Annotated in this window: 11 protein-coding genes; all 11 read right to left on the bottom strand. The window is 61.9% G+C overall.

Annotated features, from left to right (window positions below):
* On the bottom strand, window positions 1–442 hold a 442-nt coding region (locus tag GC148_RS14270), incomplete at its 3' end, for a GTP-binding protein (RefSeq protein WP_291071747.1).
* Window positions 443–478: 36 nt separating this feature from the next.
* Window positions 479–2,605: an elongation factor G gene (fusA, locus tag GC148_RS14265; protein WP_291071745.1), complete on the bottom strand. Its 2,127-nt coding sequence runs from the start codon at window positions 2,603–2,605 to the stop codon at window positions 479–481.
* A gap of 91 nt (window positions 2,606–2,696) precedes the next feature.
* Window positions 2,697–3,167 (bottom strand): 30S ribosomal protein S7, encoded by a 471-nt coding sequence (gene rpsG, locus GC148_RS14260; protein WP_291071743.1) that lies wholly within the window; start codon window positions 3,165–3,167, stop codon window positions 2,697–2,699.
* A gap of 14 nt (window positions 3,168–3,181) precedes the next feature.
* Entirely contained in the window at window positions 3,182–3,553 is a 372-nt protein-coding gene (rpsL, locus tag GC148_RS14255; protein ID WP_011647831.1) for a 30S ribosomal protein S12, read from the bottom strand.
* Between the two features lie 442 nt (window positions 3,554–3,995).
* Window positions 3,996–8,207, bottom strand: coding sequence for a DNA-directed RNA polymerase subunit beta' (gene rpoC, locus GC148_RS14250; RefSeq protein WP_291071741.1), 4,212 nt, complete (start codon window positions 8,205–8,207; stop codon window positions 3,996–3,998).
* A 126-nt stretch (window positions 8,208–8,333) separates the two neighbouring features.
* Window positions 8,334–12,467, bottom strand: a complete 4,134-nt coding sequence (gene rpoB, locus GC148_RS14245; RefSeq protein ID WP_291071739.1) for a DNA-directed RNA polymerase subunit beta — start codon at window positions 12,465–12,467, stop codon at window positions 8,334–8,336.
* A gap of 153 nt (window positions 12,468–12,620) precedes the next feature.
* Entirely contained in the window at window positions 12,621–13,001 is a 381-nt protein-coding gene (gene rplL, locus GC148_RS14240) for a 50S ribosomal protein L7/L12 (protein WP_291071737.1), read from the bottom strand.
* 60 nt (window positions 13,002–13,061) lie between these two features.
* Window positions 13,062–13,577 (bottom strand): 50S ribosomal protein L10, encoded by a 516-nt coding sequence (rplJ, locus tag GC148_RS14235; RefSeq protein WP_291071736.1) that lies wholly within the window; start codon window positions 13,575–13,577, stop codon window positions 13,062–13,064.
* A 393-nt stretch (window positions 13,578–13,970) separates the two neighbouring features.
* Window positions 13,971–14,663 (bottom strand): 50S ribosomal protein L1, encoded by a 693-nt coding sequence (rplA, locus tag GC148_RS14230; protein ID WP_291071735.1) that lies wholly within the window; start codon window positions 14,661–14,663, stop codon window positions 13,971–13,973.
* 5 nt (window positions 14,664–14,668) lie between these two features.
* A complete protein-coding gene (rplK, locus tag GC148_RS14225; protein WP_291071733.1) occupies window positions 14,669–15,115 on the bottom strand; it encodes a 50S ribosomal protein L11 in 447 nt (148 codons plus the stop codon).
* A 198-nt stretch (window positions 15,116–15,313) separates the two neighbouring features.
* Window positions 15,314–16,177 (bottom strand): M48 family metallopeptidase, encoded by an 864-nt coding sequence (locus GC148_RS14220; protein ID WP_291071731.1) that lies wholly within the window; start codon window positions 16,175–16,177, stop codon window positions 15,314–15,316.
* Window positions 16,178–16,214 lie beyond the last annotated feature (37 nt).

The raw sequence follows: 16,214 nt of genomic DNA, 5'->3' as shown, positions 1-16,214 counted from the left end.
CGAGCAGCTCCTCGTCGTCGACCATGTCGGCCTTGTTCATGTACACGATGATGTACGGCACGCCGACCTGGCGCGACAGCAGGATGTGCTCGCGGGTCTGCGGCATCGGGCCGTCAGCGGCCGAACACACCAGGATGCCGCCGTCCATCTGGGCAGCGCCGGTGATCATGTTCTTCACATAGTCAGCGTGGCCCGGGCAGTCGACGTGCGCATAGTGACGGTTCGCCGTCTCATACTCGACGTGCGCCGTGTTGATCGTGATGCCGCGCGCCTTCTCTTCCGGCGCCGCGTCAATGTCGGCGTAGTTCTTCGCCGTTGCACCGCCCGACTTCGCCAGAACGATCGTGATCGCTGCCGTCAGCGTCGTCTTGCCGTGGTCAACGTGACCGATCGTGCCAATGTTCACGTGCGGCTTCGTACGCTCAAACTTTGCCTTGCCCATGGGGCCTCTCCTTTGTTCTGAACTTGAGGGACCCGGTTACGAGCCCGAGACTTCCTGAATGATTTTCTGCGCTTCAGCGCGCGGGACTTCGTCATAGTGATCGAACAGCATGGTGAACTGTGCGCGGCCTTGCGACATGCCCCGAAGGTTCGACACGTAGCCAAACATGTTCACAAGCGGCACCATCGCCGTGATGGCCGTGGCAATACCCCGGGCTTCGGAGCCCTGGATCTGACCGCGGCGGGAGTTCAGGTCGCCGATCACGTCGCCCATGTAGTCCTCGGGCGTCACGACTTCGACCTTCATGATCGGTTCCATCAGGCGCGGATCGGCCTTGCCCTTCAGCTCGCGGAATGCGCCACGGGCCGCGATTTCGAACGCGAGCACGCTCGAGTCGACATCGTGGAAAGCGCCGTCCACCAACCGGGCCCGGAAGTCGGTCACAGGATAACCGGCGAGAAGCCCGTTTTCCTTGGCCATTTCGAGACCCTTGCTGACGCCCGGGATGTATTCCTTCGGCACCGCACCGCCAACGATCGCGCTTTCGAAGATAAAGCCCGAGCCCGGCTCAAGCGGTTCGAACTCGAGCTTGATGCGGGCGAACTGGCCGGTACCGCCCGACTGCTTCTTGTGCGTGAAGTCGATCATCGCTGCGCGGCCGAGCTTCTCACGGTAAGCCACCTGCGGCTGGCCGATATTGGCTTCGACCTTGAATTCGCGCTTCAGGCGGTCGATCAGGATGTCGAGGTGAAGCTCGCCCATGCCTTTCATGATCGTCTGGCCGGATTCGAAATCCGTCTCGACGCGGAAGGACGGATCTTCGGCCGCCAGGCGCTGCAGACCCACCGACATCTTTTCCTGGTCAGCCTTGGTTTTCGGCTCGACGGCAATCTCGATCACGGGCTGCGGGAAGGTCATCGTTTCGAGAACGACGGGCTGCGACGGATCGCAGACCGTGTCACCGGTCGTGGTTTCCTTGAGGCCGGCCAGAGCCACGATATCGCCAGCGAAGGCTTCCGTGATCTCGTCCTGCTTGTTGGCGTGCATCATGACCATGCGGCCGACGCGCTCTCTCTTGCCTTTGGTGGCGTTCAGGAACGCATCGCCCTTCGACAGCTTGCCCGAATAGATCCGGGTGAAGGTCAGGGTGCCCATGTAGGGATCGTTCATGATCTTGAAGGCCAGACCGGCAAACGGCTGGCCGTCATCGGCCGAGCGCGGAATGTTGCGCGTTTCCGTCTCGTCGCCCGGTTTGAACCCGAGATAAGCCGGCACATCGAGCGGGCTCGGCAGGTAGTCAACGACGCCGTTCAGCATCGGCTGGACGCCTTTGTTCTTGAACGCCGAACCACACAGGATGGGAACGAACTTCAGTCCGAGCGTGCCTTTGCGGATCAGGGCGCGCAGCGTCGGGACGTCCGGCTCGGTGCCATCGACGAGGAAGGCTTCCATGACCGCGTCGTCCATCTCGACGGCCAGCTCGATGAGCTTGGCGCGCCATTCGCTGGCTTCAGCCTGCATGCTTTCACGGATCGGCTTCAGGACCCAGGATGCGCCGAGGTCTTCACCTTCCCACACCCATTCCTTCATCGTGATGAGGTCGATATGGCCTTCGAGGCTGCTTTCAGCGCCGATCGGCAGCTGGATAGGTGCGGGCGTTGCACCCGTACGGTCGCGGATCATCGAGACGCAATTGTAGAAATCCGCTCCAGTCTTGTCCATCTTGTTGACGAAAACGATGCGCGGAACTTTGTAGCGGTCGGCCTGGCGCCAGACCGTTTCGGTCTGCGGCTCAACGCCGGCGTTGCCATCGAGCAGCACGACGGCGCCGTCGAGCACGGCCAGCGAACGCTCGACCTCGATCGTGAAGTCGACGTGTCCGGGGGTGTCGATGATATTGAAACGGTATTTCGGGGACTGGGCCGTCGAGCCGTCTTCGGTGCGCTCCCAGAACGTCGTGGTGGCAGCCGAGGTGATCGTGATGCCCCGCTCCTGCTCTTGCTCCATCCAGTCCATGGTGGCCGCGCCATCGTGCACTTCGCCGATCTTGTGCGACTTGCCCGTGTAATAGAGGACGCGCTCAGTCGTCGTGGTCTTGCCGGCATCAATGTGCGCAATGATGCCGAAGTTCCGGTAGCGCTCCAGCGGGTATTCGCGGGCCATAGTGTAAACCTTCGTGTTCAGTGTTCCAGGTAGCTGAAAAGGGTGGCTCGCCCGGGCGAGCAACCTCTTCCGCCCGGACAGTTAGTGCTGGTTACCAGCGGTAGTGTGCGAACGCCTTGTTGGCGTCTGCCATGCGGTGCGTGTCTTCGCGCTTTTTCACGGCATTGCCGCGGCCTTGCGAAGCATCCATGAGCTCGCCGGCAAGACGCTCACGCATCGTGTTCTCGTTGCGGCCAGCAGCGGCAGCAGCCAGCCAGCGGATCGCAAGCGCCTGGCGGCGCTCGGTGCGCACTTCAACGGGAACCTGATACGTTGCACCACCGACCCGGCGCGAGCGCACTTCAACGGAAGGCGCTACAGCTTCGAGGGCATTGTGGAAGACTTCGATCGGGTCTTTTTTCGAACGGGTTTCGACCAGCTCGAACGCGCCGTAAACGATGCGTTCTGCGACCGATTTTTTGCCGTCGCGCATGATCTGGTTCATGAATTTCGAAACCACGAGATCCTTGTACTTCGGATCCGCAAGGACTTCGCGCTTCTCGGCTTGGTGACGACGTGACATGGACTCGCGCTCTCTTATTTCGGTTTCTTGGCGCCGTAATGCGAGCGGCGCTGCTTACGGTTCTTGACGGGCTGGGTATCGAGGGCGCCGCGCACAATGTGGTAGCGCACGCCCGGAAGGTCTTTCACGCGGCCGCCGCGGATCAGGACCACGGAGTGTTCCTGAAGGTTGTGGCCTTCGCCCGGGATGTAGCACAGCGATTCAAATCCGGAGGTCATCCGCACCTTGGCCACTTTACGAAGCGCCGAGTTCGGCTTCTTCGGCGTCGTCGTGTAGACGCGCGTGCAGACGCCGCGGCGCTGCGGGCAGGCTTTCAGGGCGGGAGTTTTCGTACGCGTGCGCTTCGGCTCGCGCGGATTGCGGATCAGCTGCTGGATTGTGGGCATTCGGGCCTACTGTCTCTTCATACATGATGGCCCGGGGGCCGATAATAACAACTGCCCCGAAGGCCGCGTGTGGCATTCGGGACGGCGGGAAATTGGAGGTCAGATTGACCGGTGCATCGCTGCGGCCGGTACGGCTGGCGGACGAAACGCCCGTTTACCTCTCTGACGATTTGGCGGCGTGTAGACTCGCGCGCGGCGCGCGTCAAGGGCAGCAGGCTGCAAACCGGGCCCGGGATTTGCCCTTCAGAAGGGTAAAACGCCGCCCCAGCTGCTGAAACACATCCAGGCCACCAGCCCGATGGCAGCCAACGCGCACCCCGCCCCGGCCAGATCAGCTTTCGAGAAGTTCATGACGGCCTCGCCCGGAAATGAAAAAGCCTGCCAGAACTGGCAGGCTTTTCCTGTGGGTTCAAGGGCCGGTGCGACCCAATTCAGGACAGGATCAGGCTTCCGACTTGTCCGGGGCCGGCAGGCCGGTCAGCACGAGGTTTTCCTCGGCCTTGGCCATGGCGGCGGCCCGTTTCGCCTTCAGCTTGGCATCGCGCTCTGCGGCCACGCGGCGGAACTGGCGGATACCGCCGCCGGTGCCGGCCGGGATGAGACGTCCGACGATGACGTTCTCTTTCAGGCCTTCGAGCGTGTCGGTCTTGCCCTGGACAGCGGCCTCGGTCAGCACGCGGGTCGTTTCCTGGAACGAGGCGGCCGAGATGAAGCTGCGAGTCTGGAGCGATGCCTTCGTGATGCCGAGCAGCAGCGGCGTTGCCGTTGCTTCGCGCTGGTCTTTCTTGCGCGAACGGCGGACCAGGTCGTTGGCCTCCTCGAACTCGGCAAGATCGATGTGCTCGCCGACGATGAACGGCGTGTCACCGCCATCGACGATCTCGACCTTCTGCAGCATCTGACGGACGATCACTTCAATGTGCTTGTCGTTGATCGGCACGCCCTGCAGGCGATACACCTTCTGGACCTCATCGATGAGATAGTTGGCAAGCGCTTCGACGCCGAGCGTGGACAGAATGTCCTGCGGGGCGGGGTTGCCGTCCATCAGGAACTCGCCGCGCTTGATGAAGTCGCCATCCTGGACCGCAAGGTGCTTGCCCTTCGGAACCAGGTAGTCGATCGGGGCACGCCCCTCTTCCAGCGGCACGATCGTGACCTTGCGCTTGTTCTTGTAGTCGCGGCCGTATTCGACGCGGCCATCGACATCCGCGATGATCGCGTGGTCCTTCGGACGGCGGGCTTCGAAGAGTTCCGCCACGCGCGGCAGACCGCCCGTGATGTCTTTCGTCTTCGCACCACCGGTCGTGACACGGGCCAGCGTATCGCCGGGCTCGATCTTGTCGCCATCGGAGACCGAAAGGATCGCGCCCACGGACAGAACGTACGTCGCGGTCGAACCGTTCTGCAGCTTGATCGGCTTGCCGTCCTTGCCGACGATCTGGATCGACGGTTTGAGATCGGACGTTTTCGACGTCGCACGCGGGTCGATGACGACGCGGGCCGAGATGCCGGTCGCTTCGTCGGTTTCCTCGCGAACGGTGAGACCATCCGAAAGGTCGAGGAAGCGGGCTTCGCCGGCCACTTCGGACACGATCGGCTGAGCGAACGGGTCCCAGTCGGCGAGCAGCATGCCCGGCGTCACTTTCGCCCCGTCCTTCACCATCAGGCGCGTACCGTAAGCCGGGCGGAACGACTGGCGCGTGCGGCCTTCGCCGTCCACGATTTCGACCTGCATCCGGCGACCGACCACGACGATCGTCTTGTCCTTGCGGGTGACGTATTCGCCGTCGACGAACCGGACCGTGCCTTCGAAGCTGGCTTCCAGCGACGACTGGTCGGCAACCTGTGCCGCACCGCCGATGTGGAAGGTACGCATCGTCAGCTGCGTGCCAGGCTCACCGATGGACTGGGCGGCGATGACGCCGACCGCTTCACCCCGGTTGACCGGCGTGCCGCGGGCAAGGTCGCGGCCATAGCAGGCCACGCAGATGCCGTTCTTGGCTTCGCAGGTGAGCGGCGAGCGGGCTTTGACCCGGTCGACCGCAGCCGCTTCGATTGCGGCGGCAACGTCTTCGTCAATATAGGTGTTGGCCGGAATGACCAGCTTGCCGTCGGCGCCTTTGACGTCTTCTGCCGACACACGGCCGAGCAGACGCTCGGCAATGGAGACCACCACATCGGCGCCTTCCATGACGGCCGAGATGTCGATGCCCTTTTCGGTGCCGCAATCATCCTCGTTGATGATGCAGTCCTGGGCCACGTCGACGAGACGGCGGGTCAGGTAACCCGAGTTCGCCGTTTTCAAAGCCGTGTCGGCAAGACCCTTACGGGCACCGTGGGTCGAGTTGAAGTATTCAAGAACGGTCAGACCTTCCTTGAAGTTCGAGATGATCGGCGTCTCGATGATCTCGCCCGACGGCTTGGCCATGAGGCCGCGCATACCAGCGAGCTGCTTCATCTGGTTCTTCGAACCGCGTGCACCGGAATCAGCCATCATGTAGATCGAGTTGACCTGGGCCTTGCGGTCGCCCTTGGCGGCCTGCGGCTTCGCAGCCGAGTCCATCATGGCGTCTGCAACCTTGTCGGTGCAGGTCGACCAGGCGTCCACAACCTTGTTGTACTTCTCGCCGCGCGTGATGAGACCATCCGCATACTGACGCTCATACTCGGAAACCTGTTCCTTCGTGGCGTCGACCAGTTTCTTCTTCGCTTCCGGAATGACCATGTCATCCTTGCCGAAGGAGATACCGGCCTTGCAGGCCTCGCGGAAGCCAAGCTCCATGACCTTGTCGCAGAAGATGACCGTCGCCTTCTGACCGCACAGGCGGTAGACTTCGTCGATGATCTTCGCGATCGCCTTCTTGGTGAGCACGGCGTTGACGAGTTCCGGACCGATGCCTTTGGCACGCGGCAGCAGGTTTGCCACCATGAAGCGGCCAGGCGTCGTTTCGATGACATAGCGGCGCGGTTTGCCGTCAGCATCGATGCCGTCATACATCGCCTTGATCTTCGTGTGAAGCGAGATCAGGCCGGCATCGAGCGCGTGCTCCATCTCGGCCACATCGGAGATCTTCATGCCTTCGCCCGGCTCGCCATTGCGGTCCAGCGACAGGTAGTAGAGGCCGAGGATGATGTCCTGCGACGGAACGATGATCGGCTTGCCGTTGGCGGGCGAGAGGATGTTGTTCGTCGACATCATCAGCACGCGGCATTCCAGCTGGGCCTCGAGGCTCAGCGGAACGTGGACAGCCATCTGGTCGCCGTCAAAGTCCGCGTTGAATGCGGCGCAAACGAGCGGGTGCAGCTGGATGGCCTTGCCTTCGATCAGCTTCGGCTCGAACGCCTGGATGCCCAGACGGTGCAGCGTCGGCGCGCGGTTGAGCAGGACCGGGTGCTCGCGGATGACCTCATCGAGGATATCCCAGACTTCCGGCTTCTCTTTCTCGACGAGCTTCTTCGCAGCCTTCACCGTGCCGGCGAGGCCCTTCGCATCGAGGCGCGCGTAGATGAACGGCTTGAACAGTTCGAGCGCCATTTTCTTCGGCAGGCCGCACTCGTGCAGCTTGAGATTCGGGCCGACCACGATGACCGAACGGCCCGAATAGTCGACGCGCTTGCCGAGAAGGTTCTGGCGGAAGCGGCCTTGCTTGCCTTTCAGCATGTCCGAGATCGACTTCAGCGGGCGCTTGTTGGTGCCCGTGATCGTGCGGCCGCGGCGGCCGTTGTCGAACAGGGCGTCAACCGACTCCTGAAGCATGCGCTTCTCGTTGCGGATGATGATGTCCGGCGCGCGAAGCTCCATCAGGCGCTTCAGGCGGTTGTTCCGGTTGATCACGCGGCGGTAGAGGTCGTTGAGGTCGGAGGTCGCAAAGCGACCGCCGTCCAGTGGGACCAGCGGGCGCAGGTCCGGCGGAATGACCGGGATGATCGTCAGGATCATCCATTCCGGCTTGGCTTTCGACTGCAGGAACGACTCGACCACTTTGAGGCGCTTCGAAGCCTTCTTGGTCTTCAGCTCCGACGTCGAATCCCGCAGGTCATCGCGCAGCTGGTCAGCCAGTGTCGGCAGGTCGAGCGACTTCAGGATCTCGCGGATCGCTTCGGCGCCGATCATCGCGGTGAAGGAGTCCTCGCCCAGACGGTCCTGGGCGTCCATGTACTCTTCTTCGGTCAGCAGCTGCTTCGGCTCGAGCTCGGTCAGGCCGGGCTCGATGACGACATAGCTCTCGAAGTAGAGAACGCGCTCGACATCCTTCAGCGGCATGTCGACGAGGGTCGCGATCCGGGACGGAAGCGACTTCAGGAACCAGATGTGCGCAACCGGCGCGGCGAGGTCGATGTGACCCATCCGTTCACGGCGCACGCGCGCCAGGGTGACTTCAACGCCGCACTTCTCGCAGACGATGCCGCGATACTTGATGCGCTTGTACTTGCCGCAAAGGCACTCGTAGTCCTTGGTCGGTCCGAAGATCCGCGCACAGAACAAGCCGTCGCGCTCGGGCTTGAACGTACGATAGTTGATCGTCTCGGGCTTCTTGATTTCGCCGGAAGACCACGACTTGATCTTCTCCGGGCTCGCAATCGAAATACGGATCGCCTCGAAGCTCGGGGCGGGCGTATTCTGGTTGAACATGTTGGCGACGTCCTGGCGCATCGGGTGTCTGCTCCTTGGGGTGGGCGTTGGGAGGCTTCAGCCCCCTGCCCTGAAAAATCCGGTATCAGGCTCGGCCCCGCCGGAAGATCCGGACTTCCCGCGGGGCCTTAACTCTAAGCGACGTGACTATTCGGCGGCCACCGGCGCCTCTTCGTCGGCATCTCCGCCGCCTTCTTCGATCAGCTCCACATTGAGGCCGAGCGAGCGCATTTCCTTGACGAGCACGTTGAAGCTCTCCGGGATGCCGGCCTCGAACGTATCGTCACCGCGGACGATCGATTCATAGACCTTGGCCCGGCCTGCCGTATCATCCGACTTCACAGTCAGCATTTCCTGCAGGGTGTAGGCTGCGCCGTAAGCTTCGAGGGCCCAGACCTCCATCTCGCCGAAGCGCTGGCCGCCGAACTGGGCTTTGCCGCCCAACGGTTGCTGCGTGACGAGCGAGTACGGACCGGTCGAACGGGCGTGGATCTTCTCGTCCACAAGGTGGTGGAGCTTGAGGATGTACTTGTAGCCGACGGTGACCTGGCGGGTGAACGCCACACCGGTACGCCCGTCGAACAGACGGACCTGGCCCGACGTGTCGAGACCCGCACGGGTCAGCATATCGTTGATGTCTTCCTCGCGGGCGCCATCGAACACCGGCGTTGCCATCGGCACGCCGTTGACGAGGTTGCTCGCCAGTTCGACGATCTCGGCGTCAGTTTCCGGCATATCCTGGTTCTTGCCATAAGCCGTCTCGAGCGCCTTCTTGAGGCCCTTCATGTCCTGCTTCTGGTGGAACTCGTCGAGCGCCTTGTCGATGATCCGGCCGAGACCACGGCAGGCCCAGCCCGTGTGCGTCTCGAGGATCTGGCCGACGTTCATCCGCGACGGCACGCCGAGCGGGTTGAGAACGATATCGACCGGTGTTCCGTCTTCGAGGAATGGCATGTCTTCGATTGGGTTGATCTTGGAGACAACACCCTTGTTACCGTGGCGGCCGGCCATCTTGTCGCCCGGCTGAAGCTTGCGCTTCACGGCCAGGAAGACCTTGACGACTTTCATCACGCCCGGAGGCAGATCGTCGCCGCGCTGGACCTTCTCGACCTTGTCGTTGAAGCGGGCTTCGAGTTCGCGGATCGAGGCGTCGAACTGTTCGCGCAGGGCTTTCAGTTCGGCTTGCGCCTTCTCCGATTTCAGCTCGATGTCCCAAAGCTGCTTCTCGGACAGCTCGTCCAGAGCCGTTTCCGTGATGCGGCCCGGCTTGAAGCCTTTCGGGCCGGCTGCGGCTTCCTTGCCGACGAGCAGCTCGTTCAGACGCGCATAAGTGTTGCGCTCGAGGATCGACTGTTCGTCTTCCTTGTCTTCTTGCAGCTGTTCGATCTGCTCACGCTCGATCTGCAGCGCTCGCTGGTCCTTGTCGATGCCGTGGCGGTTGAAGATGCGGACATCCACAACCGTACCGGAATCGCCCGGCGGCACGCGCAGCGAGGTGTCGCGAACATCGGATGCCTTTTCACCGAAGATGGCGCGCAGGAGTTTTTCCTCCGGCGTCATCGGGCTTTCGCCCTTCGGCGTGACCTTGCCGACGAGAATGTCACCCGCCTTCACTTCGGCGCCGACGGCAACGATGCCGGCTTCGTCGAGGTTGCGGAGCGCTTCTTCACCGACGTTCGGAATGTCGCGCGTGATCTCTTCCGGACCCAGCTTCGTGTCGCGGGCGGCAACTTCAAATTCCTCGATGTGGATCGAGGTAAAAACGTCGTCACTTACTATGCGCTCGGAGATCAGGATGGAGTCTTCGAAGTTGTAGCCATTCCACGGCATGAACGCGACGAGCACGTTACGGCCGAGCGCCAGTTCGCCAAGATCCGTCGACGGACCATCGGCGATGATGTCCATCTTCGACACCGTGTCGCCAACCTTCACGATCGGGCGCTGGTTGATGCACGAGTTCTGGTTCGAGCGGCGGAACTTCGCGAGACGGTAGATATCGACGCCCGACTTGGAGCCGTCGAGGTCTTCCGTCGCACGCACCACGATTCGCAGCGCGTCGACCTGCTCGACCACCCCTGCCCGGCGGGCAACGATGGCGGCGCGGCTGTCGCGGGCCACGACCGCTTCCATGCCGGTGCCGACGAACGGCGCTTCCGACTTGATCAGCGGCACAGCCTGACGCTGCATGTTCGAACCCATGAGCGCGCGGTTGGCGTCATCGTTCTCGAGGTACGGAATCAGCGAGGCAGCGACCGAGACGACCTGCTTCGGCGAGACGTCCATGTACTGGACCTCTTCCTTCGCCACCATCGTCGCTTCACCCGCGACGCGGGCGTTGACGAACTCGTTCACGAGCTCGCCCTTCGCGTTCACCGTCGCGTTGGCCTGGGCGATCTTGTAGATCGACTCTTCCATGGCCGACAGATAGACGACGTCCGACGTCAGCTTGCCTTTGACCACCTTGCGGTACGGGCTTTCGATGAAGCCGTATTTGTTCACGCGGGCGTGGGTTGCCAGCGAGTTGATCAGACCGATGTTCGGGCCTTCCGGCGTCTCGATCGGGCAGATGCGGCCATAGTGGGTCGGGTGCACGTCGCGCACTTCGAAGCCCGCACGCTCGCGCGTCAGACCGCCCGGGCCGAGGGCCGAGAGACGGCGCTTGTGGGTAATCTCGGACAGCGGGTTGGTCTGGTCCATGAACTGCGACAGCTGCGAGGAGCCGAAGAATTCGCGAACGGCGGCCACAACCGGCTTAGCGTTGATCAGGTCGTGCGGCATGACGGTGTCGATATCGACCGCGCCCATGCGCTCCTTGATCGCACGCTCCATGCGCACGAGACCGATGCGGTAGTTGTTTTCCATCAGTTCGCCGACAGAACGGGCGCGGCGGGTACCGAGGTTGTCGATGTCGTCGACTTCGCCTTTGCCGTCCTTCAGGTCGAGGATGACCTTCATGACGCCGATGATGTCGTCGTTGCGCAGGACGCGCATCGAGTCTTCCGCCGATTCGTATTCCTTTACGGCGACCGACAGGCGCATGTTCATTTTCACGCGGCCGACGGCCGAGAGATCATAGCGCTCGGAATCGAAGAAGAGCTGACCGAACAGCGCTTCGGCGGCTTCCTGCGTCGGCGGCTCGCCGGGGCGCATCACGCGGTAGATGTCCGAGAGCGCTTCGAAACGGTTCTCGTTCTTGTCTGCCTTCAGCGTGTTGCGCAGCCAGGGGCCACGGCCGGCCGCATCGATGTCGAGCACTTCGATCATCTTGAGGCCGTAATCGCGCATTTCGGCGATGGCTTCTTCTTCCAGCGTGTCGCCGGCTTCGCCGAAGATTTCGCCGGTTTCGAGGTTCACCACGTCGCGGGCAAGGAATTTGCCGACGAGGGCTTCCGACGGAACGAGGATTTCGTCCGTGCCGCCTTCGGCGATGCGTTTCGCCTTGAGCGCGGTGATCTTCTTGCCAGCCTCGGCGACCACCTTCTTGGTTTTCGCGTCGATCAGATCGTATTCCGGCTTCACGCCTTTCCAGGCGTCAGCCCGGAAGCTCGTGATCCAGCCTTTCTTGTCGAGGCGGAAGATCGAGCGGGAGTAGAACTCGTCGAGGATCTGCTCGGTGGTGTAGCCAAGCGCATACAGGATCGTCGTCGCCGGCAGCTTGCGCTTGCGGTCGATACGGATGTTCAGGATGTCTTTCGCGTCGAACTCGAAGTCGAGCCAGGAACCGCGATACGGGATGATGCGGGCCGCGAACAGCAGCTTGCCAGAGGCGTGGGTCTTGCCCTTGTCATGGTCGAAGAAGACGCCCGGCGAACGGTGCATCTGGGAGACGATGACGCGCTCGGTGCCGTTGACGACGAACGTGCCCTTCTCGGTCATCAGCGGGATGTCGCCGAGATAGCACTCTTGCTCTTTGACTTCCTTGACGGAGCGGGCGCCGGTGTCTTCATCGACATCGAACACGACCAGCTGCAGGCGCACTTTCAGCGGCGCCTGATAGGTCAGGTCGCGCTGCATGCACTCTTCAACGTCGAACTTGGGCTGCTCGAATTCGTAGGAGACGTATTCGAGGGTGGCGCGCTCGGAGAAGTCCGTGATCGGGAAGACCGACTTGAAGACACCGCCCAGGCCATCATCCGTGCGGCTCTCGCGCGGCGTGTTCATCTGGAGGAAGGCTTCGTAGGACTCGCGCTGAACCTCGATCAGGTTTGGCATTTCGATGGCTTCGGGAATACGGCCGAAGTTTTTGCGGATACGTTTCTTTTCCGTGAAGGAGAGTGCCATCCCAAGTTCCCATTTTGTCGGCGCCGCCAGGACTGACGGCAAGCCGGAGTTTGAAACGCGAGCACGCGGCGGTCCCAAAAGGAGACCGCCGCGCTATTCCTTGACTGGGCAACGCCTCGCGCGAACGCTGCCCGGACACACGCCGTGAGGCGCTTACTTCAGTTCGACTTTAGCGCCTGCTTCTTCGAACTTCTTCTTCAATGCTTCGCCGTCGGCTTTCGAAACGCCTTCTTTCAGGGTTTTCGGAGCGCCTTCGACGAGGTCTTTGGCTTCTTTCAGGCCGAGCGAAGGAACGACTTCGCGAACGAGCTTGATGACTTCGATCTTCTTGCCACCGGCATCGGTGAGAACGACGTCGAACTCGGTCTGGGCTTCAGCAGCAGCTGCCGGAGCCGCACCGCCGCCGACAGCAGCAACTGCGACGGGAGCAGCAGCCGAAACGCCCCACTTTTCTTCGAGGAGTTTCGCCAGCTCAGCAGCTTCGAGAACGGTCAGAGCCGAGAGGTCTTCGACAATCTTTTCGAGATTTGCCATGATTGTATGTCCTGTTGTTTGGTTCGGTTGTTAAGGTCGTTGGTTGCGAAAACGAGTGACTTACGCAGCGTCTTTCGACGCGTACGCGGACACGACGCGGGCAAGCTGCGACGCCGGCGCCTGCAGGACGCCAGCGATTTTAGTCGCCGGAGCCTGAACGAGGCCGATGATTTTGCCACGCAGCTGGTCGAGAGACGGCAGCTTCGCAAGGGCTTCGACGCCTTTGGCGTCCAGCACTTGATCGCCCATCACCGCACCGATGATCACGAGTTTCGAATTTTCCTTCGAGAACTCGTCTGCCGCTTTCGCAGCCGACACCGGATCCGGCGAGTAAGCGATAGCCACAGGACCCTGGAAGAGGTCTTGAGCCTTGTCGCCGCCAACCCCGCCCAGGGCGATTTTCGCCAGGCGGTTCTTGACCACTTTGAAGTGCGCGCCGTCCTTGCGGAGCATGCCACGCAGCTTCGTCATTTCCGCCACGGTCAGACCGGTATAGTGGGTCACAATGACCGCACCCGACTGTTCGAACACCCCTTTTAGGGTGTCGAGAGCCGCGCTTTTTCCAGCTTTATCCATTGCGGGTCTCCATTGAGGCGTCCGGACCATCCGGCCGCCCTGGTAATCGCCTTCGGCCTTGCGGCTTCCAGCGCCTGCCCAGGGATTGGCCTGTCCGGCTAAGCCTTTTCCGGAAAATTCCAGAAAATTCCGAACCGTATCTACGCCTCACCCCGTCTGCATAGGCGGCCTTGCGGCCCTTGGCTTTCCCTTGCGGGAACGACCTATGGTCTCGGACAGGAAACGGGAGTTCTCCGATGCATATCATTGAACTCGCGTCAAGCGGGCGGCATTAACGCTTTTTCCACTGGCCCGCAACCCCCCGCCCGCTTTTTTCTGCGGACAGAAAAAACCCGGCGCCTGCCAATGCAGACACCGGGCTTTTTGGGATCAGGCAGAACCGGAGGCCGGGCCTCAGCCCTTGGCTTCCGCCAGGTCGATCGTGACGCCGCCGCCCATGGTGGACGAAAGCGAGATCTTGCGAACGAAGGTGCCCTTCGCGCCCGACGGACGCGCTCTGACCACAGCCGCAAGGAAGGCCTGGATGTTCTTTTCGATGTCGGCTTCCGAGAAGCTTGCCTTGCCGATACCGGCGTGGACGATACCGGCTTTTTCGACCTTGAACTCAATCGCGCCGCCTTTGGCATCCTTGACGGCCTGGGCCACGTTCGGGGTCACGGTGCCGACTTTCGGGTTCGGCATCAGGCCGCGCGGGCCGAGCACCTTACCGAGACGGCCGACGAGGCCCATCATGTCGGGGGTCGCGATAACGCGGTCGAAGTCCATGAAGCCGCCGTTGACCTTTTCGAACAGGTCTTCTGCGCCAACGATATCGGCGCCGGCCGCGGTGGCTTCCTCGGCCTTCTTGTCCTTGGCGAACACAGCGACGCGGACGGCCTTGCCGGTGCCAGCCGGCAGGCTGACGACCGAGCGGACCTGCTGGTCGGCATATTTCGGGTCAACGCCGAGGTTCACGGCGATTTCGATCGACTCGTCGAATTTCGCCTTGGCGTTCGATTTCACGAGCTTCACGGCTTCCGGGATCGTGTAGGCCTTGGTGGCGTCGATCGTCTGCGCGATGGCGCGGGTACGTTTTCCTTTAGCCATGGTGATTACTCCTCAACCCGCAGGCCCATCGCGCGGGCGGAGCCGGCGATGATCTTGGTGGCAGCATCAAGGTCGTTGGCGTTCAAGTCGGCCATCTTGACCTTCGCGATTTCGCGGACCTGGTCCATCGTCACCTTGCCCGAGGTCTCATGACCCGGCTTCTTGGCGCCCGAGGCCGGCTTCTTGCCCAGTTTCAGGCCAGCGGCCTTCTTGAGCAGAACCGTTGCCGGCGGCGTCTTGGTGACGAAGGTGAACGACTTGTCCTGGTAATACTGAATGACGACCGGAATCGGCACGCCTTCTTCCATGGACTGGGTGCGGGCGTTGAACGCCTTGCAGAATTCCATGATGTTGATACCGCGCTGACCAAGGGCCGGGCCCACTGGCGGCGACGGGTTGGCCTTGCCGGCCGGGATCTGGAGCTTGATCTGCCCCAGGAGTTTCTTCGCCATTTTGTCCTCACAACGTTGGCTAAGGGGCGGTGGTCTTTCGATCCGCCCGGTTGATATCGAGGCTCCTCGGTGCGGCTGGCAGCCTCCCGCGGAAGCCGCGCGTATGGCGCAAAGCCCCTGCCCGGTCAAGCGAGACCCATGAAAAACCCCGGTTGACGGGGCCAACCGGGGTTTTGGGTCTGGTTAAGGTTCCGGAACCTAGATCAGCGCATAGCCGCGCGCGTTGATATAGTTGCGCAGCTCTTCAGCCCGGCGGACAGGATCGGGGTGCGTGGACATGAATTCGGGCGGGCGCTGGCCTTTGGACTGGGCGTCCATCAATTCCCACAGGCGCACGGACTGTTTCACATCATATCCAGCCTGGTGCATGTAATCGACGCCGAGCTTGTCGGCCTGCAGCTCATGATTGCGGCTGTAAGGCAGGATCACGCCAAATTGCACCGCTGCGCCGCCGAGTGCGCCGATCGCCGCGCCATACTTGGACAGTTCATCCGACGACGCGACGGCGATCTGCCCGGCCATCAGGCCGACCTGCGCCGCCGTCGATACCGAAAGCCGCTCGGCGGCATGCTTGCCGACAACGTGTCCGGTCTCATGGCCGAGCACAGATGACAGCTGGTCATCGTTTTCAGTCAGCTCGGTGATACCGCGATAAACGCCCACCCGGTTGCCCGGCATGACGAATGCGTTGACGTCATCGGTGTCGAACACCGCCACGTCCCACTGCGCGGTTGGGCTGATATGGCCTTCCTTCACAGCGCCATTGATCGTCCGATCCCAAATCGAAAGCACGCGGCTTTTCAACTTCGAGTTCGAGGTCTGCGGCGTCTGGGCTTTCATATCTGTCCAGGCCGTGGCGGCCATGCTTGCGACCTGGTCGTCGCCAAACAACAGCAGCTGGCTGGCGCCCGTCGCAGCGTTGGTTGTGCATCCCGAAACGAACGGGAACACCGTACCGGCAGCCAGGCCCATGATGATCCCGCGCCGAGAAAGGCGCACCTTCGGGGCGTTCGCCAACAGCGCGCTGTCAAATTCTTCACCGAATTCAAAGTGACTAATCATGAAGTCCTTCTCCTGCGACCAACTTGAATCTGAACGT

Origin of the sequence: Hyphomonas sp., assembly GCF_016125515.1 — a bacterium.
In the GTDB taxonomy this organism is placed as follows: Bacteria; Pseudomonadota; Alphaproteobacteria; order Caulobacterales; family Hyphomonadaceae; genus Hyphomonas.
The sequence above is the reverse complement of the archived record's forward strand: the minus strand, read 5'-3'. Positions and strand labels throughout refer to the sequence as shown.